Annotated in this window: 24 protein-coding genes; 3 read left to right on the forward strand and 21 right to left on the reverse strand. The window is 66.8% G+C overall.

Annotated features, from left to right (window positions below; translation table 11 throughout):
• Positions 1–3: 3 nt before the first annotated feature.
• The 5 genes from ACREEF_RS07030 to ACREEF_RS07050 all read right to left on the reverse strand — a co-directional run bounded on the left by ACREEF_RS07030 (position 4) and on the right by ACREEF_RS07050 (position 5,160).
• Positions 4–1,878 carry an amidohydrolase gene (locus ACREEF_RS07030; protein WP_431564882.1) on the reverse strand — a complete coding sequence of 625 codons (1,875 nt, stop codon included), beginning with the start codon at positions 1,876–1,878 and terminating at the stop codon, positions 4–6.
• 89 nt (positions 1,879–1,967) lie between these two features.
• Positions 1,968–2,174, reverse strand: coding sequence for a DUF1427 family protein (locus tag ACREEF_RS07035; protein WP_431564883.1), 207 nt, complete (start codon positions 2,172–2,174; stop codon positions 1,968–1,970).
• A 57-nt stretch (positions 2,175–2,231) separates the two neighbouring features.
• A complete protein-coding gene (locus ACREEF_RS07040; RefSeq protein ID WP_431564884.1) occupies positions 2,232–2,867 on the reverse strand; it encodes a hydrolase in 636 nt (211 codons plus the stop codon).
• 526 nt (positions 2,868–3,393) lie between these two features.
• A complete protein-coding gene (locus tag ACREEF_RS07045) occupies positions 3,394–4,323 on the reverse strand; it encodes an alginate export family protein (RefSeq protein WP_431564885.1) in 930 nt (309 codons plus the stop codon).
• Between the two features lie 138 nt (positions 4,324–4,461).
• Positions 4,462–5,160, reverse strand: a complete 699-nt coding sequence (locus ACREEF_RS07050; RefSeq protein WP_431564886.1) for a pirin family protein — start codon at positions 5,158–5,160, stop codon at positions 4,462–4,464.
• 119 nt (positions 5,161–5,279) lie between these two features.
• Here ACREEF_RS07050 and ACREEF_RS07055 point away from each other — a divergent pair, with 119 nt between their 5' ends.
• Positions 5,280–6,206 carry a LysR family transcriptional regulator gene (locus ACREEF_RS07055; RefSeq protein ID WP_431564887.1) on the forward strand — a complete coding sequence of 309 codons (927 nt, stop codon included), beginning with the start codon at positions 5,280–5,282 and terminating at the stop codon, positions 6,204–6,206.
• A 222-nt stretch (positions 6,207–6,428) separates the two neighbouring features.
• Here ACREEF_RS07055 and ACREEF_RS07060 read toward each other — a convergent pair whose 3' ends face one another.
• The 15 genes from ACREEF_RS07060 to ACREEF_RS07130 form a co-directional block, all read right to left on the reverse strand.
• Complete coding sequence (locus ACREEF_RS07060) at positions 6,429–6,971, reverse strand: NADPH-dependent FMN reductase (protein ID WP_431564888.1); 543 nt, start codon at positions 6,969–6,971, stop codon at positions 6,429–6,431.
• Position 6,972: 1 nt separating this feature from the next.
• Positions 6,973–8,007: a 4-hydroxy-2-oxovalerate aldolase gene (dmpG, locus tag ACREEF_RS07065; protein WP_431564889.1), complete on the reverse strand. Its 1,035-nt coding sequence runs from the start codon at positions 8,005–8,007 to the stop codon at positions 6,973–6,975.
• Positions 8,004–8,942 carry an acetaldehyde dehydrogenase (acetylating) gene (locus ACREEF_RS07070; RefSeq protein ID WP_431564890.1) on the reverse strand — a complete coding sequence of 313 codons (939 nt, stop codon included), beginning with the start codon at positions 8,940–8,942 and terminating at the stop codon, positions 8,004–8,006. Before ACREEF_RS07070 ends, dmpG begins: the two co-directional genes overlap by 4 nt.
• Before the next feature lie 4 nt (positions 8,943–8,946).
• Positions 8,947–9,729 carry a 2-keto-4-pentenoate hydratase gene (locus ACREEF_RS07075; RefSeq protein ID WP_431564891.1) on the reverse strand — a complete coding sequence of 261 codons (783 nt, stop codon included), beginning with the start codon at positions 9,727–9,729 and terminating at the stop codon, positions 8,947–8,949.
• Positions 9,729–10,262, reverse strand: coding sequence for a 3-hydroxyanthranilate 3,4-dioxygenase (locus tag ACREEF_RS07080; RefSeq protein ID WP_431564892.1), 534 nt, complete (start codon positions 10,260–10,262; stop codon positions 9,729–9,731). Before ACREEF_RS07080 ends, ACREEF_RS07075 begins: the two co-directional genes overlap by 1 nt.
• Positions 10,263–10,278: 16 nt before the next feature.
• A complete protein-coding gene (locus ACREEF_RS07085; protein WP_431564893.1) occupies positions 10,279–10,707 on the reverse strand; it encodes a RidA family protein in 429 nt (142 codons plus the stop codon).
• Positions 10,704–11,483, reverse strand: coding sequence for a 2-keto-4-pentenoate hydratase (locus ACREEF_RS07090; protein ID WP_431564894.1), 780 nt, complete (start codon positions 11,481–11,483; stop codon positions 10,704–10,706). Before ACREEF_RS07090 ends, ACREEF_RS07085 begins: the two co-directional genes overlap by 4 nt.
• A 14-nt stretch (positions 11,484–11,497) precedes the next feature.
• On the reverse strand, positions 11,498–12,976 hold the full coding sequence (locus ACREEF_RS07095; protein ID WP_431564895.1) for a 2-hydroxymuconic semialdehyde dehydrogenase: 1,479 nt from the start codon (positions 12,974–12,976) through the stop codon (positions 11,498–11,500).
• Positions 12,973–13,800 (reverse strand): alpha/beta fold hydrolase, encoded by an 828-nt coding sequence (locus ACREEF_RS07100; protein WP_431564896.1) that lies wholly within the window; start codon positions 13,798–13,800, stop codon positions 12,973–12,975. The genes ACREEF_RS07095 and ACREEF_RS07100 overlap by 4 nt, the downstream gene beginning before the upstream one ends.
• Complete coding sequence (locus ACREEF_RS07105; protein WP_431564897.1) at positions 13,800–14,549, reverse strand: ABC transporter ATP-binding protein; 750 nt, start codon at positions 14,547–14,549, stop codon at positions 13,800–13,802. Before ACREEF_RS07105 ends, ACREEF_RS07100 begins: the two co-directional genes overlap by 1 nt.
• Positions 14,546–15,301 carry an ABC transporter permease gene (locus ACREEF_RS07110; RefSeq protein ID WP_431564898.1) on the reverse strand — a complete coding sequence of 252 codons (756 nt, stop codon included), beginning with the start codon at positions 15,299–15,301 and terminating at the stop codon, positions 14,546–14,548. The genes ACREEF_RS07105 and ACREEF_RS07110 overlap by 4 nt, the downstream gene beginning before the upstream one ends.
• The gene (locus tag ACREEF_RS07115; RefSeq protein WP_431564899.1) at positions 15,298–15,855 is read right to left on the reverse strand and encodes a VOC family protein; all 558 of its coding nucleotides are present in this window, start codon (positions 15,853–15,855) and stop codon (positions 15,298–15,300) included. The genes ACREEF_RS07110 and ACREEF_RS07115 overlap by 4 nt, the downstream gene beginning before the upstream one ends.
• Positions 15,852–16,892, reverse strand: coding sequence for an ABC transporter substrate-binding protein (locus ACREEF_RS07120; protein WP_431564900.1), 1,041 nt, complete (start codon positions 16,890–16,892; stop codon positions 15,852–15,854). Before ACREEF_RS07120 ends, ACREEF_RS07115 begins: the two co-directional genes overlap by 4 nt.
• Complete coding sequence (locus ACREEF_RS07125) at positions 16,892–17,815, reverse strand: fumarylacetoacetate hydrolase family protein (protein WP_431564901.1); 924 nt, start codon at positions 17,813–17,815, stop codon at positions 16,892–16,894. Before ACREEF_RS07125 ends, ACREEF_RS07120 begins: the two co-directional genes overlap by 1 nt.
• 130 nt (positions 17,816–17,945) lie before the next feature.
• Entirely contained in the window at positions 17,946–18,773 is an 828-nt protein-coding gene (locus tag ACREEF_RS07130; protein ID WP_431564902.1) for a sulfite exporter TauE/SafE family protein, read from the reverse strand.
• A gap of 186 nt (positions 18,774–18,959) precedes the next feature.
• Here ACREEF_RS07130 and ACREEF_RS07135 point away from each other — a divergent pair, with 186 nt between their 5' ends.
• Together ACREEF_RS07135 and ACREEF_RS07140 are read left to right on the forward strand one after the other, a co-directional pair.
• Entirely contained in the window at positions 18,960–19,763 is an 804-nt protein-coding gene (locus ACREEF_RS07135; protein ID WP_431564903.1) for an aspartate dehydrogenase, read from the forward strand.
• 63 nt (positions 19,764–19,826) lie between these two features.
• Positions 19,827–20,273 (forward strand): VOC family protein, encoded by a 447-nt coding sequence (locus ACREEF_RS07140; RefSeq protein ID WP_431564904.1) that lies wholly within the window; start codon positions 19,827–19,829, stop codon positions 20,271–20,273.
• A gap of 80 nt (positions 20,274–20,353) precedes the next feature.
• Here ACREEF_RS07140 and ACREEF_RS07145 read toward each other — a convergent pair whose 3' ends face one another.
• Complete coding sequence (locus ACREEF_RS07145; RefSeq protein ID WP_431564905.1) at positions 20,354–21,346, reverse strand: amidohydrolase family protein; 993 nt, start codon at positions 21,344–21,346, stop codon at positions 20,354–20,356.
• Positions 21,347–21,374 lie beyond the last annotated feature (28 nt).

Below are 21,374 nucleotides of genomic sequence, written 5' to 3' on the forward strand. Positions count from 1 at the left end.
TTCTCACACCGCCCAGCAGGCGCATCCGAGCGCGCCCCAGAAGGACCCGGCGTCGGACGTCGGGGCCTGCAGCCGGGCTGTAGCGGCATGATCGTGACCATGGACGCCGCAGGCCGTCGAGCAACCGCAGGAGGCGGCGATCTTGGCGAAGAAGCCCGTGCGCTCCTGAGCCTTGGTCGTGTAATAGCCGCCGAAGGTCCGGACAGGAGACCAGTCGGGCGCGGGGGGCGGGATGGGCGGCGCCTCGCGGCTGAAGTCGCCCGCGCCCCAGACCACCTTGCCGCCAAGCAGAGTCAGATCGCTTTCAATATGAACGATCTCATCCTCGGCGACCGAGAAGTAGTCACGATCCAGGGCGACCAGATCGGCCAGCTGACCGACAGCGATCTGGCCCTTCTTGCCTTGCTCGTTCGAAAACCAGGTGTTGGCCTCCGTCCAAAAGCGTAGCGCCGTTTCGCGATCCTGGCGCTGGGCGGCCGGATACATGCGCAAACCGCCCAGGCTCTTGCCGGTGACGAGCCAGCTCAACGACACCCAGGGATTGTAGGAGGCCACGCGGGTCGCATCGGTGCCGGCGCCGACCGGCACGCCGGCGGCCAGCATGCGTGAAACCGGCGGCGTGTTCGCCATGGCCTCGACGCCGTAGCGCTCGGCGAAGTCCTCGGCCTGATACATCATGCGGTGTTGGACCGCGATGCCGCCGCCAAGCGCGGCGATCCGGTCAATGTTGCGCTCACTGATCGTCTCTGCGTGGTCGAAGAACCAGTGCAGCCCATCGAACGGTTGGTCCTGGTTCACCTTCTCGAAGACATCCAGCGCCCGGTCGATCGTCTCATTATAGGTGGCGTGCAGACGCCAGGGCCAGCGCTGCTCCACCAACTGACGGACCACCGGCTCCAGGTCGCCTTCCATATTGGCGGGCATTTCAGGACGCGGCTGGCGGAAGTCCTCGAAGTCGGCGGCGGAGTAGACCAGCATCTCGCCCGCGCCGTTATGGCGATAATAGTCGTCGCCCTGGCCCGGCCGGACCTGGCTTCCCCAGGTCTTGAAGTCAGCCAGTTCTTCTTTGGGCTTCTGAGTGAAGAGATTGTAGGCGAGACGAACGGTCAGTTGACCGTCCTCGTGCAGCTTCTCGATGATCTGATAGTCGTCCGGGTAGTTCTGGAAGCCGCCGCCGGCGTCGATGACGCTGGTCACGCCCAGCCGGTTCAAATCACGCATGAAGTGACGCGTTGAGTTGAGCTGGTATTCCTCCGGTAGTTTCGGCCCCTTGGCGAGCGTGGAATAGAGGATGAGTGCGTTCGGCTGGGCGATCAGCATGCCGGTCGGCTCGCCTGACGCGTCGCGCTGAATCTCGCCGCCGGGCGGATTGGGCGTATCCTTGGTATAGCCGACGGCGCGCAGGGCGGCGCGGTTCAAAAGGGCCCGATCGTAGAGGTGCAGGATAAAGACCGGCGTCTCAGGCGCTGCGGCGTTGATCTCGTCCAGGGTCGGCAGGCGCTTCTCGGCGAACTGATGACGAGTAAAGCCGCCCACGACACGCACCCACTGGGGCGGCGGGGTGTTCTCCGCCTGGGTTTTCAACATGGCCATGGCGTCGGCCAAGCTCGGCACGCCGTCCCAACGCAATTCCATGTTGTAGTTCAGCCCGCCGCGGATGACGTGGGTGTGGCTGTCGATCAGACCGGGCACGACGCGACGGCCGGCCAGGTCTATGATCTTCGTCCGCGAACCCGAGGTGGGGATGATCTCGCGGGCCGAGCCCACGGCGGTGAAGACGCCGTTCTTGACCGCCACAGCGTCAGCGTTCGGATTGGACCGGTCCAGGGTCGTGAACCGACCACCGTGCAGGATCAGGTCGGGAGCGTCATCGGTCACAGCATTTCTCCAGGATGAGGCTGCAGCGGAGGGAGCGATTCCGAGCGCTCCAAGAGCAGCTACGGCGGCGCGACGGGAAGGGTTCATGACTACTGATCCTTCTCTGTGCTCACGACCGCCTGACTTGTGGCGGGGCCCAGGCGATGCTTGACGACCTGGACGGCCTGTTCGCCCAGCAGCATGCCAAGAAGACCGAGCAAGGCGATATAGGGCGGGGCTGGAGAGCGGACGTTCAGCAGGCCATAGATGACGCCGACAAGGGCGCCCGCCGCCAGTGAAATCAAATAGGTCTTCATTTTAGAGCCTCTCGAAACCAATCGAGGGGGCGGCCTCTCGACCGCCCCCTCGAGGGATCAGCCTTCGCGGGCGTGTTCGCCCAGCATGGCCTTGGCGTACTGCAGACCGATGCCGTAGGAACCGGCGTTGGCCGCAGCGATGCCGGTGGTCAGATCATAGGTTTCACCGCGCGCCCAATCACGCTGCAGTTCGAGCAGGTACTGGACGGAGGTCAGCGGACGGGCGCCGGCCTGGATCGCTTCGGTCGAGACGTCACCCGAAGCGTCGGTGATGACATAGACTTCAAAGCCCTGTTCGAGCGCCGAAAGAGCCGGGCCGACGACGCAGACCGAGGTCCACAGGCCGGCGATGACGACGCGCCCATGGCCGGCGGCGTTGACGGCGTCGGTGACGTTCTTGTCTTCCCAGGCATTCATCGTGGTCCGGTCGATAGCGGCCTGGCCGGGGAAGGCGTCCTGGATCTCCTTGAACAGGGGCCCGGAGAAGCTCTTCTCGGCGACGGTGGTGAGGACGGTCGGGACATTGAAGCCCTTGGCGGCCTTGGAGATCAGAGCCGTGTTGCTGCGCAACGTCACGCCGTCGATCGACTGGGTGGCGAAGGCCATCTGCGACTGGTGATCGACCAGGATCAGGGTGTGGTCGGCGGGCGTGAGAAGCGACTTGGCGGGAACAGGGGAGGCAGTGACAGTCATGGGATTTCTCCGAGGGGGCGGTTCAACAACCGCTGACGGACACAATCTGCATTATGCCCGTGACGCCAAAAACAGAAACGATTGAAACTCAGAATTTCCATTTCTAGCCCTACACAAACACGCGAGCGTGCCCCCCTGGATCCAGAGGGCTGCGACGCTGCTGAAAAGAGTGAACCTCAAGGACCGCGATCTCGAGCAGCGGCAGCGCCGACCGCCGGCCTATCGACAGCGGCGTTTTTCGTGCGGATCGGAGGGAGGTCTTCGAAGACCGGAAGCGCCGCACACATAGGCCCGCGGGCGATGCGGAGAGAGCGCAAGCCGCACGGCTCACAGAGCGTTCGCCGTGGGTGACCGCCGGGAGATCGCCGCGAGGCTCACGACCTTGAGCCTCGCAGCCGCAGCCCAGCCGCCAGTGTCCGCTCTCGGCCTCCGGCGACGATCAGACCTCGCTTGCCGCACAGGGACTGAAAGACGCCGCCAGTCGCCGTTCGGCGCCGACAGTCATGCTGACCAAACTCAGACCGGTTCAGAAGCGGAAGGTCAGGAAGGTCCCGAGATAGGACTGGTCCTTAGCCGTCCCGGTTTCTTTCAGGAAGTCGCCGGCCTTGGTGTAGTTGGCCACGCCCATCAGCGAGATATGAGGCGTCAGAGCGTAGCGGGCGAAGACGCCGGTGCGCCAGCCGACGTAGGAGGACTGCCCCTCGTTGGCGCCGCGCAGCACCATGCTGGACAGAGCGTAGAGGCCGTCGTCCTTGCTCTGGCGCCACAGGCCGGCGGTGTTGGCGCCCAGCGTCAGCTTGGGCGCCGTCGCCCCCTGCCCCAGCGTCTTGGCCGCCGTGGCGCCGTACAGGCGATAGTCGAAATCCGTTGCATCGTCCCAGGAGGCCTTGCCTTCGCGCAGGGCGTAACCGGCGAAGGCGTCGCCACTCCAGCCAGTCGGACTATCGTAAAGGACCCGGACCAGATCGAGAGCGCGGCGCGCATTGGCCCCTTCGCGAACATCGACCAGGCGATAGGGCGCGATGCCCATTTCCTGGCGTCCGGCCCGCACGCGCAAGCGACCTCCGGCCAATTCGGTCCTGGCTTCAATAAAGGCCTGGTGTAGGTCCGTGCGGCTTTCTTCGCTTGCCGGCTCGCCGCTATCCAGGCCCGAGGTGCGGGCGTCCTGCACGTCGACGAAGGCCCGCAGGGACGTCCCCAGGTTCAACTCCGCCCACAGGCGGACGCGCGTCTGGAAGTCGCCGCCGTGGTCCTGCAGCCCGCGCCCGAACCGTTCATTGTCCTTGCGCTCGGCCCGAAGCCTCAGTTCGCCTCCAAAGCTGGCCCAAACGGGGCCGTCCTCGCCGCCGACGGGCGCATACTTCAACTTCGACCAGGTCGAGGTCCGCGCGACCGGGTCGGCCAGGTAGGCGTAGCTCTCGTCGTGGTTGATAGGCTGGAAAGAGGGCGCCGCCACAACCGACGGCGGCGAACAGGGTTCCGCGGCCCCCGCCGCCTGAGCCTGACCTAAGGCCGGTGCTCCTCCCATGAGAATCAGCGCGGAGACCAACCCACTCATGACGCCATCCATCTGCTCCTCAAACACCCCAAAGGGCTAGGCTGCGTCCACCAGGACGATTTCCGCGTCCGACAGCGCCTTGATCTGGAGTTTTTCCTCTTGGGCGATCGCCGCCCCGTCTCGAGCGCTGACAAGGATCCCGTTCACTTCGATCTCGCCTTTCGCCGGCACCAGATAGGCGCGACGCGAGGCCCCCAGCGGATACTCAACCACTTCGCCGGTCTTGATCGTGGCGCCCACAACCCTCGCATCCGTACGGATCGGGAGCGCCTCCTCGTCCTCCTTGAAGCCGGACGCGAGCACGACAAACTGGCCCGCACGTTCGCCCTTCGGGAAGGGTTTCGCTCCCCAACTGGCTTTCTCGCCGTGCCGGGTCGGCTCGATCCAGATCTGGAAAATCCGAGTGGTTTCTTCCTCTAGATTGTACTCGGAATGGCGCACGCCCGTCCCGGCGCTCATCACCTGAACGTCGCCGGCTTCCGTTCGCCCGCGATTGCCGAGATTGTCTTCATGGGAGATGGCGCCGTCTCGGACGTAGGTGATGATCTCCATGTCCGAATGGGGGTGCGGCGGGAAGCCCGTACCGGGCGCGATCTCGTCGTCGTTCCAAACACGCAAGGACCCCCACCCCATGCGCTTGGGATCATAGTAGTTGGCGAAGGAAAAGTGGTGCTTGGCGTTCAGCCAGCCGTGATCCTCTCCACCCAGGTCGCCGAAAGGCCGCCGCTCGATCATTCCACCGTCCTCAAAATCGGGTTCCGCTCCGGCGCGACCAGAGCTTGCACGGCGACAAGATAGAGCCCAATCTCGCATTGAATATGGAAACTATAGAAACTCATCGTTTCGAATTTTAAATGTCCAAACTGCCTGATCTCGAAGCTCTCGCCATTTTCGCCAAGGTTGCGGAGGTTCAGTCATTCTCCGGGGCGGCGGAAGCGCTCATGCTGTCCAAGGCGACCGTTTCCAAGGCGGTTTCGCGCCTGGAGCAAAGGCTCGGCGCCACCCTGTTGCACCGGACGTCCCGGCGTTTTTCCCTCACCGACGCCGGCCGTGCGCTCGCGGCCCGCGGCGCCCAGATGGTCATGGAAGCGGAGATTGCCGAAGGCGAAGCCATGGATCAGGCCATCGCGCCGCGCGGCTTGGTCCGACTGGCCGCGCCGATGTCGTTCGGCATGGGCTATGTGGCTCCCGCCCTGCCGGAGTTCCTGGCGCAGCACCCCGACGTCTCGGTCGAGCTTCACCTGTCTGACGCCGTCGTGGATCTCATCGGCGACGGTTTCGACTGCGCCCTTCGTATCGCCGCCCTTCCCGATTCCTCTCTAACGGCCCGTCGACTTCGGTCCGTAAGGCGCGTCCTGGTGGCCTCTCCCGACTACCTGAACCAAAGAGGCAGACCCGCCCATCCCTCGGACCTCGTTCGCCACGCCTGTCTGGGCTACACCTACCTCGCCTCACCTCCGGAAACCTGGCGCATGATCCATTCGAGCGGGGAGGAAATCGCTTTCCGCCCCGTCGGCCCCCTTCGCGCGAACAACGCTGACGCCCTGACCGCCTCCTTGTGCGCCGGCCTCGGGATCGCCCCGCAGCCAGACTTCATCTACTGGCGCGACGTCGCCGAGGGGCGCCTCGAGACCGTGATGACCGACTGGACGTTGCCGCCCATTTCGCTCCATCTGGTGGCGCCGGGCGGCGGCCCCCGCCCTGCGCGGGTCATGGCTCTCATGGACTACCTCTCGAAACGCTTCTCCGGCCCCCTGTGGCCCGGCGACGAACGTGGCTGATTTTCCGTCGCCCTCGCATGAGGCCACCATCATGAGCGAACGGACAGCAAAAAGCCCCGCGGCTTTGGGCTGCGGGGCTTTTCGCGTGTTTGGGTGCGGGAGCAGGATTGGGGCGATACCTCACACCCGCTATCCACTTCATGACATAGATCGCAAAGCACTATTGCCAGTATGCGCTCCCCCGTAAACTGAAGGCGACCAACCGTCGCCAGCGGCGCAGCATCACCGCACGCAGACCCCGTGTATGTCGCGAACCCCGTCCAGAATGAAGTCCAGCGTCGGCTGGTGAGCCAGCCGGCCGTCCACGACCTTCTCGGCGACCATCCCGATCACGATCTGGCGGCGGATCACCAGCCGGGAACAGGTGGCGATGAAGGTCTCGTTGAGCTGCTGCTGGGCGCGCACGCCGCCCAGCGCCGACGGCGAGGCGGTCAGCGTCAACACCGGCTTGTCGCGCAGGCAGCTGTTGATGCCGGGCCGCGACAGCCAGTCCAGCGCGTTCTTCATCACCCCGCTCATGCCGTGATTATATTCCGGCGATATGACCACCAGCCCATCCGCCGCGGCGACGTCGCGACGCAGGGCGGCGACCGTTGCCGGCGCGTCCTCGCCGTCGAGATCGTCATTGAAGAGCGGGACGTCTTCCAGCGACCTCACGTCCAGCTGCATGTCGTCCGGCAGGGCGTCCCGCAGCGAATGCAGGACGGCGGTGCTGTAGGCGTGGCGACGCAGGCTTCCCGACAGACCAATCAGGGACAGAGTCATGTCAGTCGGCCGTCGCTGCGCGCGCCATGTCCAGGGCCACGTCCATGATCATGTCCTCCTGCCCGCCGACCATCTTGCGACGGCCCAGCTCGACAAGAATGGCCCGCGTATCGAGGCCGTGCTCGGCGGCAGCCTTTTCGGCATGGCGCAGGAAGCTGGAATAGACCCCGGCGTAGCCGAGCGTAAGCGTCTCGCGATCGACGCGGACGGGGCGGTCCTGCAGCGGCCGGACCAGGTCCTCGGCGGCGTCCATCAGGGCGTAGAGATCGCAGCCGTGATTCCAGCCCTGCACCTCGGCTGCGGCGATGAAGACCTCGAGCGGGGCGTTGCCGGCGCCGGCGCCCATGCCGGCCAGGGAGGCGTCGACCCGGATCGCGCCGCCCTGGACCGCCACGAGGCTGTTGGCCACGCCGAGCGACAGATTGTGGTGGGCATGGACCCCGCGCTGGGTCTCGGGCTTCAGCACCCGGTCATAGGCCGCCAGACGCGCGGCGTACTGATCCATCGTCATCGCGCCCCCGCTGTCGGTGACATAGACGCAGTGCGCGCCATAGGTCTCCATCAGCTTGGCCTGCCGCGCCAGGGCGTCGGGTTCGGACATGTGGCTCATCATCAGGAAGCCGGACACGTCCATGCCCAGGGCGCGGGCGGCCTCGATATGCTGTTTGGCGACATCGGCCTCGGTGCAATGGGTGGCGATACGCACCGAGCGCACGCCCAGATCATAGGCGCGCTTCAGGTCATGCACGGTGCCGATGCCGGGCAGCAACAGGGTAGTGAGCACGCTGTGCTCCAGCACCTCGGCCACCGCCCCGATCCAGTCCCAGTCGGTGTGGGCGCCGAAGCCGTAGTTGAAGCTGGAGCCGTTCAGGCCGTCACCGTGCGCCACCTCGATGGCGTCGACCTTCGCGCGATCCAGCGCCCGCGCAATGGCCTGAACATGGTCAAGACCATACTGATGACGGATGGCGTGCATCCCGTCCCGCAGCGTCACGTCCTGAATATAGAGCTTCGTCGTCTTGGGATCGAAGGTCATGCGGCGATCCTTTCGGCGATCTTCTCGGCGGTCTTGAGCGCCGCCGAGGTCATGATGTCGAGATTGCCCGCATAGGCCGGCAGGTAGTGGGCAGCCCCCTCGACTTCGAGGAAGACGCTGACCTTCAGCCCGATGAAGTCGCCGCCCATTTCCGGAATATGCAGGGGTTCATTGTCGCCGATGGCCTCGAACTGCACCGCCTGCTTGAGGCGATAGCCGGGCACATAGGTCTGGACCTCGGCCACCATGGCCTCGACCGAGCGACGGATCGCCTCGCGGTCGCCGTCGTCGCAAAGGCAGTAGACGGTGTCGCGCATGATCAGCGGCGGTTCGGCCGGGTTGAGGACGATGATCGCCTTGCCGCGCGTCGCCCCGCCCACCTCGGCGATGGCCTGGCTGGTCGTCTCGGTGAACTCGTCGATATTGGCGCGCGTGCCGGGACCGGCGCTTTTCGAGGCGATGGAGGCGACGATCTCGCCATAGTGCACCTTGGCGATCCGGTTGACCGCCGCGACGATCGGGATCGTCGCCTGCCCGCCGCACGTCACCATGTTGACGTTGGGCGCGTCCAGATGCGCCTCGCCGTTGACCGGCGGGATCACATAGGGGCCGATCGCCGCCGGGGTCAGGTCGATCACCCGCTTGCCGTGGGCCGTCAGCACCTCGCTGTGACGCTTATGCGCGCCCGCCGAGGTCGCGTCGAAGACAATGGCGATGTCGGCGAAGCCCGGCAGCGCGATCAGGCCGTCCAGCCCCTCGGCGGTGACCGGAACGCCCAGGCGTTGGGCGCGCTTCAAACCGTCGGATTCCGGATCGATGCCGACGAAAGCCGCCACCTCCAGCCTGTCGGACAGGCGCATGATCTTGATCATCAGATCCGTGCCGATATTGCCCGAGCCGATGATGGCGACCTTGGTCTTGTTCTTGGGGGTCATCGTCTCAGCCCTCGCCATAGGTGAAGCTGACGTCACCGAGGCCGTCGATGGTGGCGACCACGTGGTCGCCGCGGCTCAGGGCGATCATCGGACCCAGGGCCCCGGCCAACAGGACATCGCCCGCCTTCAGCGGTTCGCCGCGCTCGGCCAGGGTTCGCGCCAGCCAGGCCGCCGCATTGAGCGGATTGCCCAGCGCCGCCGCGCCGACGCCGGTCGAAACCACCGCGCGGTTGACGCTCATCGCCATCGCCGCTCCTTCGAGATCGAGGCCCGCCAGCCCCCTGCCCGCATCGGACAGGACGAAGAAGGCCGAGGAGCCGTTGTCGGCGACGGTGTCGGCGAAGGTGATCTTCCAGTCGGCGATCCGGCTGTCGACGATCTCGATGGCGGCGTGGACGCTGGCGACCGCCGCCGCGACCTGCGCCGTCGTCGTTTCAGGATCGGGCAGGTCGGCGCCGAGGACAAAGGCGATCTCGGCCTCGGCCTTGGGCTGGATGGTCCGCGCGGGATCAAGGCGACCGCCGTCAGCAATGCGCATGTCGTCGAACAGGACGCCGAAGTCCGGCTGATCGACCCCGAGCTGGATCTGCACCGCCCTGGCCGTCAGCCCCGCCTTGCGGCCGACGATCCGTCGTCCCTGCCCTTCCCAGAAGCGGGTGTTGATCGTCTGCACGGCATAGGCGCCGACCGCGTCGGTCGGGTCCAGCACCTCGCGCAAGGGCGCGACCACGTTCCCCTCATAGGCGTCGCGCAACCGGCGCGCGGCGGCTTCATAGGCCGCCGACATCAGGCCGGGACCGCATGCTTGCCGGGATGGACCGTTCCGCACTGGCCGCAGGTGCGCAGGTCTTCGCTGGCGTAGAAGGCCGCGAACAGGGGCGGCAGGTCGCGGACGATGCTCTTCAGCTGCACCTCGACGCGGTGGACGATCGACCCGCAGTCGTCACAGTACCATTGGAAGGCGTCGGTCACGCCCTCGGGCCGCTTGCGCTCGATCACCAGACCGACGCTGCCCTCGACGGGACGCTGCGGCGAGTGCGGGACGTTCGGCGGCAAGAGGAAGATGTCGCCCTCGCGGATCGTCATGTCCCGCGGGCCATCCTCGGTCCACAGGCGCAGGTTCATGTCCCCTTCCAGTTGGTAGAAGAACTCCTCCAGCGGATCGACGTGATAGTCGGTGCGCTGATTGGGGCCGCCGACCACGGTGACGATGAAGTCGGCGTCCTCCCAGATCTGGGCGTTGCCGACGGGCGGCTTCAGCTGCTCGCGATGATCGGCGATCCACTGACGGAAGTTGAAGGGCGGTCCATAGGTCAGCATGGGCGTTATCCTGGGATCAGCGACGGTCGGCGCGCGGGATGAAGGCGGTCGCCTTGATCTCGATCAGCAGATGCGGATGGGGAAGCTGGTGGACGGCGACGGTCGTGCGCGCCGGCCCGGCTTCGTTGAAATACTCGGCGTAGACGGCGTTGTAGCCGCCGAAATCATTCATGTTCACGAGGAAGCTGGTGACGTCGACGACGTCGGCGAGCGAGCCCCCGGCATCGGCCAGGATCGCCCCGATGTTGTCGATCACCGCGCGGGTCTGTTCGGCGATATCGAGGCTGACGACGCCGAATTCATCGGCCGAGGCGCCGGCGAAGCTGTTGTCCAGGCGACGCGAACTGGTCCCCGAGACAAAGACGAAATCGCCGGCGCGACGGTAGTGGGGAAAGCGGCCGCGCGGGCGCGCCTTGCCGGGGATGACGCGTCCTTCTCCGTTCATGTCGCGCCGCCTGCGATGGTGAAGCCGACCTGGCCAAGATGCCCGGCGTCCAGCAAGACCGTCCGCGCCGAACCCATCGCCGCCGCCGCCGTCGCTCCGCCCAGCATCACGGTCCAGCCGGGCTGCAGCGTCAGCCCCGCCGCCCCGGCCAGCCGCGCCGCCGCGACCAGCGACCGGATCGGGTCGCCCAGGATGGCGGCGCTGGTCCCCGTCTCGGCGACCGCGCCGTCGACGCTCATCACCATCGGCACGTCGGCGACGTCCGCCTCGGCAGGCAGCCAGGCCCCCACGACAAAGGCCGAGGAGGAGGCGTTGTCGGCCACCACGTCGCCCAGGGCGAAGCGGAAGTTCTCATAACGGCTGTCGATGATCTCCAGCGCCGGCGCGACGGCGTCGATCGCGGCGAAGGCCTCATCACGTGTGACCTCGCCCGACAGCGGCGCCTTCAGCCGCACCGCCACCTCGGGCTCAACGCGCGGGTGGATGAAGCGAGCGCGGTCGACCACACCGCCGTTGGCCACGACCATGTCGGAGGTCAGCCGCCCCCAGATCTGATCCTTCAGGCCCATCTGGATCATCTTGGCTTCGCTGGTGAAGCCCATCTTCACCCCTACCAGGGCCGCGCCGCGCGCCAGCCGATGGTCGATCACGGCGCGCTGGATGTCATAGGCGTCGGCTAGGGCCAGCTCGCCTTCCTGCCCGGTGATCTGCGGGATCGCCCGGGCGTCGCGCGCGGCGGCGTCCAGTCTTGCGGCGATTGTCGCGATGTCGGTCATGTCGTCCCCTCCCCCTAGATTTTGACGCAGATATTGGTGGGTTCCGAGTAGAAGCTCAGCGAATGCTCGCCGCCCTCGCGGCCGATGCCCGACAGCTTCATCCCGCCGAACGGCGTGCGCAGGTCGCGCAGGAACCATTCATTGACCCAGACGATGCCGGTTTCCATCTGCCCCGCCACGCGGTGGGCCCGGCCCACGTCGCGCGTCCAGATCGCCGCCGCCAGGCCATAGTCGCTGTCGTTGGTCAGCTCGATCGCTTCGGCCTCGCTGTCGAAGGGCGCGATGTGGCAGACGGGGCCGAAGATCTCTTCACGCACGCAACGGGCCTCGGGCCCCAGGCCAGTCAGGATCGTGGGCTGAACAAAGGCGCCCTGGTCCAGCGCACCGCCGAGCGACGGCACGCCGCCGCCGGTGACCACCGTCGCCCCCTCCTCCTTCGCCAGGGCGTAGTAGCCCAGCACCTTGTCGCGATGGCCGTGTGAGATCAGCGGCCCCATGTCGGCGCCGGACCAGGGATCGCCGATGGTCAGGGCCTCGGCGCGCTCGGCCAGAGCCTTGACGAAGCGCTCGAAGATCGGCCGCTCGACATAGATGCGCTCGGTGCACAGGCAGACCTGGCCGCAGTTGGAAAAGACTGATCGCACCGTGCCCGCGATGGCTTCGTCGAAGTCGCAGTCGGCGAAGACCAGAGCCGCGTTCTTGCCGCCCAGTTCGAACGAGACCGGCTTCACCCCCGCCGCCGCGACCCGCATGATGGCGCCGCCCGTGGAAGACTCTCCGGTGAAGGTGATGGCGTCGATGTCAGGATTGGCGGTCAGCCATTCGCCGGTCGATGCCGCGCCGAAGCCGTGGACGAGATTGAACACGCCCGGCGGCACGCCCGCCGCGTCCATCACCTCGGCCAGCAGGGTCGCGGTCGACGGGGTTTCCTCGCTCGGCTTGACCACCACCACATTGCCGCAGGCCAGCGCTGGCGCCACCTTCCACGTCATCAGCAGCAGCGGCAGGTTCCACGGCGAGATGATCGCCACCACCCCCAGAGGGCGCGCGACGGCGTAGTTGATGGCGCTGCGGCCATCGGCCAGATCGGTGCGGAAACTGGGCATGGCCCGCGCCTCGGCCAGCGCGGCGAAGGCGCGGAAGTTGGCGGCCCCGCGCGGAATGTCGATGGTCCGCGCCTGATGCAGCGACTTGCCGGTGTCGGCGATCTCGGCCGCCGCGAAGTCGTCGAAGCGCGCTTCGATCCCTTCGGCGACGCGGACCAGAACCTTGCAACGCTCGGCCTGGGACATCTTCCCCCACGGCCCCTTGAGCGCGCGGCGTCCCGCCGCCACCGCCCGGTCGACCATGGCCTGATCGGCCTGAGACACCCGCGCCGCGACCGTCCCGGTCACCGGGTTCACATTGTCGAAGGAGGCGTCGCCCGCGACGAAGGCGCCGTCGACATAGTTGAGGATGTCGCGTTGCGCGAAGGGATAGGCGGCGTCCGTCATGCCTGACCTCCGACCCGCACATAGCCGGCGGTGTTGCTGTGCGCCGCGCCGCCCTTGCCGACATGGCCGGCCATCTGCAGCAGCGACAGAATGGTGTCGTTGAACTGAACCGGCGCCTCGAGGAAGGCCGAGTGGCCCACGTCATTGACCTCGACCAGGAAGGACCCTGCCACCTCCTCCTGCACCAGCCGCACCGCCTCGATCGGGAAGATCACGTCCTCGGTCCCGCACAGGAACAGAATGGGATAGCCCTTGCCGGCCAGATCCGCCGCCGGGCGGGCTGCAAACTGCCCCGTCAGGTTGTGGCGATCCACGGCGTTGAAGCTGGCGATCTGGCGATAGAGCATGGCCAGATCGCGCGGCGCGTCGGCGCCCAGCACGCGGTCGATCTGGTCCATCGTGGCTGTCTTGGACCGGGCCGCGTCCATGATCGCCTTCACCGCCGGGCTTTCGACGACGCCGTGCAGGCTGTCGCAGATCGCCAGGGCCGCGACGCGGTCCGGCGCCTGATGCGCGAAACCGATGCAGGTTCCCGCCCCCATCGACTGACCGACCAGCGCCACCTTGGCCTCGCCCAGATGATCCAACAGGGCGGTCAGATCCTCGACAAAGGCGTCGCGCCCCCGCCCGTCCAGATCGCGCGACAGGCCAAAGCCGCGGTGATCGAACAGGATGACCCGGTTCGACCGCGCCAGGGCGTCGATCTGGCCGTACCAGAGGGCGTGGTTGCCGCCGATGCCGTGGGCCAGCACCACCGCCGGCCCCGCGCCATGCGTCTGGTAATAGATTTCAGCGCCGGCGGTCTTCAAAATCCCACTGTCCATCACGCTACTCCCATCAATTTGCTGAGCCGGACGACGTAGTCGCCGAAGGCCGGATCTTCGCGCGTGACACTGGGGTCGCGCGGGCGCGGCAGGTCGATGCGAACATCCTCGATGATCGTCCCCGGCCGCTCCGACATCACCAGCACCCGGTCGGACAGCAGCACGGCCTCGGAAATGCTGTGGGTGACCAGAACCACCGTCTTGCGGTCGCGCTGCCACAGACGCAGCAGCTCCATGTTGAGCCGGTCGCGCGTCAGCGCGTCCAGGGCCCCAAAAGGCTCGTCCATCAGCAGGACCTGCGGATTGCGCGCCAGCGCCTGTCCGATGGCCACGCGGTGCCGCATCCCGCCCGACAGCTGGTGCGGATGGCTGGCCTCGAAGCCCGTCAGGCCCAGGGTCTCGACCAGTTCAGCGATGGCGGCCTCATCGGGCCGCTGCGCCGCCGGATCGAGATCGACGCCCAGCATCAGATTGTCGCGAACCGTCAGCCAGGGCAGCAGGTTCGAGGTCTGGAAGACAAAGCCCATGTCCGGCGTCGGCGTCGTCACATCCGTCCCGTTGAATAGGATACGTCCGTCCTCAAAGGGCGTCAGACCGGCGATCAGCCGCAGCAAGGTGCTCTTGCCGCAGCCCGAGGGGCCGAGCACCGAGACGAACTCGGCCGCGCCGATGTCGGCGCTGACATTCTCCAGCACCCGGCGGCCCTCGAACGCCTTGCCGGCGCCCTTGATGGAAATCACCGCGTTCATGCCGCCCGCCACCAGATGAAGCGCTCCCAATAGGCGACGCCGTAGAAGAGCAGCAGCGACAGGACCGTCACCGCGAACAGGGCCGCAAAGGTCAGAGTCGTGTGGCCCGAACCCGACGCCGTCAGGATCAGGTTGCCCAGCCCGTCGTTCGAGCCGACGAACTCGCCGACCACCGCGCCGATGACGGCCAGCGGCATGGCCACCTTGCAGCCGTCGAGGAAGCTGGGCAGGGCCGCCGGCAGACGCAGCCGCCAGAAGGTCTGCAGCGGCGTGGCGCGCAGGGCGCGGAAATGCTCCTCAAGATGGGCCGGGGTGCTGGCCAGCCCGCCCAGCGTCGAGATGATGATCGGGAAGAAGGCGAACAGGAAGGCCATGATCAGCTTCGAGGTCAGGCCATAGCCGAACCAGACGACGATCAGGGGCGCCAGACCGATCTTGGGAATGCTCTGCAGGGCGACGAACAGGGGATAGACGGTGCGCTTGGCCGTGCGCGAATAATAGATCAGGGCCGCGATCGGCACGCCCAGCACCACGGCGATGATGAAGCCCCAGAAGACCTCGGTCAGCGTCACCAGGCTTTGCGTCAGGATCGGCCCGCGCGACTGCCATAGCTCCGAAAGGATCGCGCTCGGCGGCGGCAGCAGATAGGCCTGCACCCCCGACCAGCGGACGCCGTATTCCCAGGCCAGCCCCAGCAGCAGGAAAAACGCCGCGCTGATCGCCGTGTCGCGGTTGAACACCGAGCGGGTCACGCCTCGCCCTCCTTGTCCAACAGGGCCTGGATGCGCGCCGGGGGCGGCACCAGAAAGCGTTCAAGGTTCCAGCGGTCGAAGGTCGCCATCTGCTTTCCGTCCCACACCGACGGGGCGTAGGGGTGGTCAGCGTCGATCTGGGTCATGTCGGTATAGAATTCGACATTGTTGCCGTCGGGATCGCGGAACACGAGGAAGCTGTTGGCGCCCGGCCCGTGCTTGCCGATGCCGCGATCAATGGGCACGCCGCGCGCCGTCAGCATGGCCGCGACCTTCTCCATCTCCTCGAGGGTTTCGAGCCGGTAGGAGAAGTGCTCGACCGCCGGATAATGGCCCTCGGGCGCGGCCGAATGGCCGGGCGGCAGTTGCAGCAGGGCCAGATCATGATGGTCCTGGCCCGCGCGCAGGAAGACCATCTGATGGTCGATCCAGTCCGACACCTCCAGACCCATGACCTCGGTGTAGAAGGCCAGCGAACGGTCGATGTCGCGCACCTTCAGCACCAGGTGGCCCAGCCGCGTCGGACGCGGGCGATAGGATGCCGGATCGGTCATGGCTGTTTCCCCGTCGGAACGAAGGCGTTGGTGAAGAGGGCCTCGGTCGCGTCGAACCCCTGAAGCTGACCGCTGGCCTGCAGGGTGGTGACGGTGCGCTGAATCTTCTCGGGCTGCAGACGGTGGGACCCGCCCTCGGCGGCCATCAGCGCGGCGGTCTCGCGGATCTGCCGTTCGGTCACGGCCTCGTCGAGCAGCGGATAATGCTTGCGAATGATCGCCAGCGCCCCTTCGGGATCGCGCGCCGCCTCGGCGTAGCCGCGATAGGCGGCGTGGGTGAAGGCGCGCACCATCTCGGGGTCGCTGTCGATCAGGGCGTCGCGCGTGGCCAGGCCGCTGCCGTAGACGTCCAGCCCGAAGTCGGCATAGGCGATCCGGCCGATGCTGACGCCCTTGGCCTTGGCCGCCTTGTCGAACAGGGCCATCGAATTGCCCATCCAGCATTCGGCGGCGTCGATGCGTCCCTCGACCAGCGAGGAGACGACGATGGCCGGGTCGAGCTGGATCTGCTCGACCTGCGCTGGATCGACGCCGTTGCCCTGAAGCCAGGCCGGCATCAGGGCCTGGATGGCCGAAGACTGACCCGCGCCGAACCGCAGTCCGGCCAGGTCGGCGGGCCTCTCGATAGTGTGGCGTTCCTTGACGAAGCAGGCGCCGGCCGGCAGCTTCATATTGATGCCGCCGATCATCCGCGTACTGCCGCCCTTCGAGCGATTCAGCGCGACCGACAGGGGGTCGACATAGGCGAACTCGAACATGCCCTGGTCGAGTTCATTGGCGGTCCGAACGCCGCCGAAGCCGCGCACCGGCTCGACGTTCAGACCGGCCTCGGCGAAGTAGCCCTTGTCCATGGCGACAAAGACCCCCGCCATGCTGCCCTGGGGCAACCAGGCCATGTTGAAGCGGACGGTGCGGACGTCTTCGCGCGGCGTCGCCTTCGGGGCCTTGTCGGCGAAGCCGCTCCACAGCGTCAGACCCGCGATCGCCGCCACGATCACCACTGGCGCCACCAGGGCGCGTCGACCCAGCGCGGCCATCAGGCGTCTCCTCGCGGCAGATGCGGTGCCGAGACCGGATTGACCAGTTCGCCGACCCCCTCGACCCAGGCGCGCATGACGTCGCCGTCCTTCAGGAAGACGCCCCGTCCCATGCCGACCCCGGCCGGGGTGCCGGTCGCGATCAGATCGCCGGCACGCAGCTCCAGGATCGTCGAGAGGTAGGCGATCTGCTCATGGATGTTGAAGATCATCTCGGACGTATTGCCGTCCTGCATCGAGACCTCGTTGACGTCGAGGCCCAGGCGGATGTCGTGCGGGTCGCCCAGACAATCGCGCGGCACGAAGACCGGGCCGATCGGGGTGAAGGTGTCGAAGCTCTTGCCTCGGAACCAGTCGTGCGAGAACGGAAAGTCGGTGCGCCGGGTGCGGTCGCGCGCCGAGACGTCGTTGACGATGGTGTAGCCCGCGATCAGGTCGTGCGCCTGGCCCACGGCGACGTTCTTGCCCGACCGGCCCAGCACCACGCCCAGCTCGACCTCCCAGTCGGGGCGCGACACCTGCGACGGCACGACGACGGTTTCATTGGGACCGACGACGCTCTCGACCGTCTTGAGGAAGATGTAGGGCTCGCTGTCGGCCTTGGCCGCCAGCTTGGTCTGCATCTCCGCGGCGTGCTCGATGAAGTTGGACGCCGCGCCAAAGACGCGACGCGGCTCGAACGGCGTCAGCAGCTGCGGCGCCGGTAGCGCCGAGCCCGAGGCCCCCGCCAGCGCACGGGCCAGACCGAACAGCCCCTCGCGTCGCGCCTCCCAGTCACGGGTGATCGCGGTGACGTCGCCCGCGACCGCCGAGTACCCATGGGCGGCGGCGGCGTCGTGCAGATCGTGGAAGGCGTCGCCCACCTTGATGGTCGGGCGCGGGCCGTCAGGGCCGGCGCGGGTGGCCAGGGCAAACCAGGTCATGGATAGATCAACCTTTTGAAAGGAGAAGGCCTGCGCCGGCGCGATTGCGCCAAGGGCGACGCCAGCGCCGATCCGCGAGATCGCGGCGCGACGGTCCAGCAGGGGCGGGCTGCGGACATCGGGCATGGCATCAGCCAAAGGCCCGGATCAGCATCCGCGCCGACACCACGGCGAGGAACAGGCCGAACAGGATGCTGAGATGCCGCTTCGATAGCGCATGGGCGAGACGCGCGCCCCACGGGGCGGCGAAGAAGGACACCGGCGCGATGATCGCCAGGCCGATCAGGTTGACGTAGCCCAGGCTGCCCGGCGGCAGGTCCGGCACGTTCCAGCCGGTGATGACGAAGGCGATGGTGGCCGGGACGCTGATCAACAGGCCGAACAGCGCCGCCGTGCCGACCGCGCGATGGATCGGAAAATTGAACAGGGTCATGGTGGGGACGCTCAGCGTGCCGCCGCCGATGCCCATCATGCTGGAGAAGCCGCCGATGGCGAACGGCAGCACCTGACCGCCCGGCCCGCCGGGAATGGCCTCGGCGATATGCTTGCCCTCCAGCGGCAGCAGCATCTTGATCGCCACCAGCAGGGCGATGACGCCGAACACCGCGGACAGGACATCCCCCGTCACCCGCGAGGCGATCAGCACCCCGGCGATGGCCCCCAGGAAGATGGCGACGCTCCAGCGCTTCAGCTGGGCCATGTCGACCGCGCCCTTGGCGTGATGGGCGCGGGACGAGGAAATGGCGGTCGGGATGATCGTCGCCAGCGAGGTCGCCACCGCCACATGCATCCGCACCGAGGAATCAATGCCCATCGACGCCAGCACCAGGTCGAGCACCGGGACGATGACGATGCCGCCGCCGACGCCGAGCAAGCCGGCCAGCACGCCGCCGACCGCGCCGGTCAGCGCCATCATCGCCGTCAGCGTCAGCAGATCCTGGTTGATGAATTCGTGCATCGCTCTCCCCGCGCGTCAGTCATGACTTGTGCGGGGTCGCAGATATGCGGTCAAAGATAGAAACTCGACCCATATATATTCAAAAATATATATCTGACAGGCAGGCGCGAGCTATCCCTCTTTCAGGATATCAAGTCGGCCAAAGGGTATAATCCTATATAGCAACCACGCCTTAGCCTGACCGGCATGATCAAGGTAGGCATAGCCGGGTTCGGCACCATCGGCCGCGTTGTCGCGCGCCATATCGAAGCCAGCGAACTGCCGCTGACGCTCACGGCGGTGTCCGCCGGCGACCGCACGCGCGCCGAGGCCGCGATGGCGCAGCTGCAAGCGCCCGTCCCGATCCTCGACACCGCCGCGCTGGTCGCCAGCTGCGACGTCATCGTCGACAGCGCCCCGACCGCGGCCTTCCGCGACATCGCCGAGACGACACTCCGCGCCGGCAAAACCCTGGTGACCGTCAGTGGCGCGGCCTTGATGCAATGGCCCCAGGCGGTCGATCTGGCGCGAGCGCACAACGGACGCATCGTCCTGGCCACCGGCGCCCTGCTGGGGCTGGACGCGGTGCGCGCCGCCGCCATCGGGACCATCCATTCGGTGACCATGGTGACACGCAAGCCGGTCAAGTCCCTGGTCAAGGCCGAGCACGTGGTTCGCAACAGCATCGACCTGTCCGGCCTCACCGCCCCGCTCAAGATCTTCGAGGGCACGGCGCGCGAGGGCGCCATCGCCTTCCCGGCCAATGTGAATGTCGCGGCTGCGCTGGGCATGGCGGGCGTCGGTCCTGACCGGACCCAGCTCGAAATCTGGGCTGACCCCATGCTGGAGCGCAATACGCACCGGATCGTGGTCGACGCCGACAGCGCGCGGCTGGAGCTCGCCATCGAGAACGTGCCGAGCGACGAGAACCCCGGCACCGGCCGCATCACTGCGCTCAGCATCGTCGCCGCACTGCGCGACCTGGTCAGCCCCATCCGCATCGGCACCTGATTTCTGCAACCGGCCGCCGTGCGTCGGCGGCCATTCTGCTCATGCCCCAGAAAGGCCCGCTCCATGACGACCCGCCTGCGCCACGTGGCGATCGCTTCCGCTGACCCGGACACCTCGGTCGGCTTCTTCACCGACGTCCTCGGCTGGACCCTGGCCGGCAAGATCGATAGCCGCAACGCGCGCGGCTATTACGTGACCGACGGCCACATCAACATCGCCCTGCTCTGCTTCAAGAACCGCCCCGCCGCCGGGATGGAATTCCCGGACGGCTATACCGGCCTGCATCACATCGGCTTCCAGTGCGACGACATCAACGCCATCGTCGAGCGCTTCGAAAACTCGGGCTTTGCGCCGCGCCACGACGTCAACCTGGCCCAGGGTCTCGGCAAGAATCCAGCCAAGGACAACGCCGAGTACAAGATGACCGGGCCTGAAAACGTCATGGTCGACGTGTCCGAGCGCGGCTGGGCCGGCACCGAAAGCTACAAGGGCAGCCCCGCCCCGGCGTGACCGGCGCATCATCGCGGATCGCAAAAGCCCCGCCGGAGCAGCGCTCCGGCGGGTTTCTGATGCTTGCGGGACTGCGGAACCTAGAGGTTCAGGAAGGCCCTGGCGTTGCCGCTGAGGATCTTGGCCTTCTGCCCGCCTGACAGGCCGTCGTGGCCGCGCACCAGCGAGCCGATGTCCTGTTCGCCCAGCGGGAAGGGGTGATCGGAACCCAGCAGGACGCGATCCTCGCCCATCACGTCAATCAGCAGGCTAAGCGCGCGCGGGTCGAATACCGCCGAATCGACGAAGAAGCGGTCGACATAGGTCGAGGGCGGATTGGGGCAGTCGACGCGAACGATATCGCGATACTTCCAGGCGTTCTCCACCCGGCCCAGCAGGAAGGCGAAGCTGCCGCCGCCGTGGCCGAAGCAGATGCGCAAGGATCTCGGCAGGCGCTCGAAGGCCCCCGACAGGATCAGCGACAGGATCGACAGCTGCGTCTCGGCCGGCATCGCCACCAGCCAGGGCAGCATGTATTTGGGCATACGCTCGCGCGCCATCATGTCCCAGGGGTGGATCAGCACCGCCGCGCCGATGTCGGCGCAATGGGTGAGGAAGGTCAGCAGACCTTCGTCATCGAGGTTGCGCATCCCCATGTGGTTGCCGATCTGGACGCCCAGATGGCCCGTCGCCATCGCCCGGCTGACCTCGGCGCAGGCCATGTCGATGTCCTGCAACGGGACCTGGGCCAGGGCCTTCATCCGACGCGGCGCGTGGCCGCAAAAGGCGATCGCCTCATCGTTGAAACGCTGGGCCATGTCGCGCGCCTCGGCCGCCGGACGGCTGTAGCCGAACATGATCGGGGTGGCGCACAGGACCTGCAGGTCGATGCCCTGGGCGTCCAGCGCCTCGACGCGCCGCGCCGGGTCCCACAGGACGTCCTCGACCGGGCGGAACTCGGTCCCGCCCTGCATGATGAACCCCTTGCCGCCGCCCGTCTCGCGCAGCCAGGGCAGACCTTCGGCCTCTGCCCGCGTGCGATAGGCCGCATCCATCGCGGGGAAGAAATGGCTGTGCATGTCGATGACAGCCATGTCTTTTGAAGCCTCGGTTGTCATGATT

The sequence above is a fragment of the Brevundimonas sp. genome (assembly GCF_050729455.1).
Taxonomy (GTDB): domain Bacteria; phylum Pseudomonadota; class Alphaproteobacteria; order Caulobacterales; family Caulobacteraceae; genus Brevundimonas.

Bases quoted from the DNA above. Each gene is read 5' to 3' on its own strand.
- ACREEF_RS07035 (WP_431564883.1), bottom strand. From the start codon at position 2,174: ATGAAGACCTATTTGATTTCACTGGCGGCGGGCGCCCTTGTCGGCGTC.
- ACREEF_RS07040 (WP_431564884.1), bottom strand. From the start codon at position 2,867: ATGACTGTCACTGCCTCCCCTGTTCCCGCCAAGTCGCTTCTCACGCCC.
- ACREEF_RS07050 (WP_431564886.1), bottom strand. From the start codon at position 5,160: ATGATCGAGCGGCGGCCTTTCGGCGACCTGGGTGGAGAGGATCACGGC.
- ACREEF_RS07055 (WP_431564887.1), top strand. From the start codon at position 5,280: ATGTCCAAACTGCCTGATCTCGAAGCTCTCGCCATTTTCGCCAAGGTT.
- ACREEF_RS07060 (WP_431564888.1), bottom strand. From the start codon at position 6,971: ATGACTCTGTCCCTGATTGGTCTGTCGGGAAGCCTGCGTCGCCACGCC.
- dmpG (WP_431564889.1), bottom strand. From the start codon at position 8,007: ATGACCTTCGATCCCAAGACGACGAAGCTCTATATTCAGGACGTGACG.
- ACREEF_RS07070 (WP_431564890.1), bottom strand. From the start codon at position 8,942: ATGACCCCCAAGAACAAGACCAAGGTCGCCATCATCGGCTCGGGCAAT.
- ACREEF_RS07075 (WP_431564891.1), bottom strand. From the start codon at position 9,729: ATGTCGGCGGCCTATGAAGCCGCCGCGCGCCGGTTGCGCGACGCCTAT.
- ACREEF_RS07080 (WP_431564892.1), bottom strand. From the start codon at position 10,262: ATGCTGACCTATGGACCGCCCTTCAACTTCCGTCAGTGGATCGCCGAT.
- ACREEF_RS07085 (WP_431564893.1), bottom strand. From the start codon at position 10,707: ATGAACGGAGAAGGACGCGTCATCCCCGGCAAGGCGCGCCCGCGCGGC.
- ACREEF_RS07090 (WP_431564894.1), bottom strand. From the start codon at position 11,483: ATGACCGACATCGCGACAATCGCCGCAAGACTGGACGCCGCCGCGCGC.
- ACREEF_RS07095 (WP_431564895.1), bottom strand. From the start codon at position 12,976: ATGACGGACGCCGCCTATCCCTTCGCGCAACGCGACATCCTCAACTAT.
- ACREEF_RS07100 (WP_431564896.1), bottom strand. From the start codon at position 13,800: ATGGACAGTGGGATTTTGAAGACCGCCGGCGCTGAAATCTATTACCAG.
- ACREEF_RS07105 (WP_431564897.1), bottom strand. From the start codon at position 14,549: ATGAACGCGGTGATTTCCATCAAGGGCGCCGGCAAGGCGTTCGAGGGC.
- ACREEF_RS07115 (WP_431564899.1), bottom strand. From the start codon at position 15,855: ATGACCGATCCGGCATCCTATCGCCCGCGTCCGACGCGGCTGGGCCAC.
- ACREEF_RS07120 (WP_431564900.1), bottom strand. From the start codon at position 16,892: ATGGCCGCGCTGGGTCGACGCGCCCTGGTGGCGCCAGTGGTGATCGTG.
- ACREEF_RS07125 (WP_431564901.1), bottom strand. From the start codon at position 17,815: ATGACCTGGTTTGCCCTGGCCACCCGCGCCGGCCCTGACGGCCCGCGC.
- ACREEF_RS07130 (WP_431564902.1), bottom strand. From the start codon at position 18,773: ATGCACGAATTCATCAACCAGGATCTGCTGACGCTGACGGCGATGATG.
- ACREEF_RS07135 (WP_431564903.1), top strand. From the start codon at position 18,960: ATGATCAAGGTAGGCATAGCCGGGTTCGGCACCATCGGCCGCGTTGTC.
- ACREEF_RS07140 (WP_431564904.1), top strand. From the start codon at position 19,827: ATGACGACCCGCCTGCGCCACGTGGCGATCGCTTCCGCTGACCCGGAC.
- ACREEF_RS07145 (WP_431564905.1), bottom strand. From the start codon at position 21,346: ATGGCTGTCATCGACATGCACAGCCATTTCTTCCCCGCGATGGATGCG.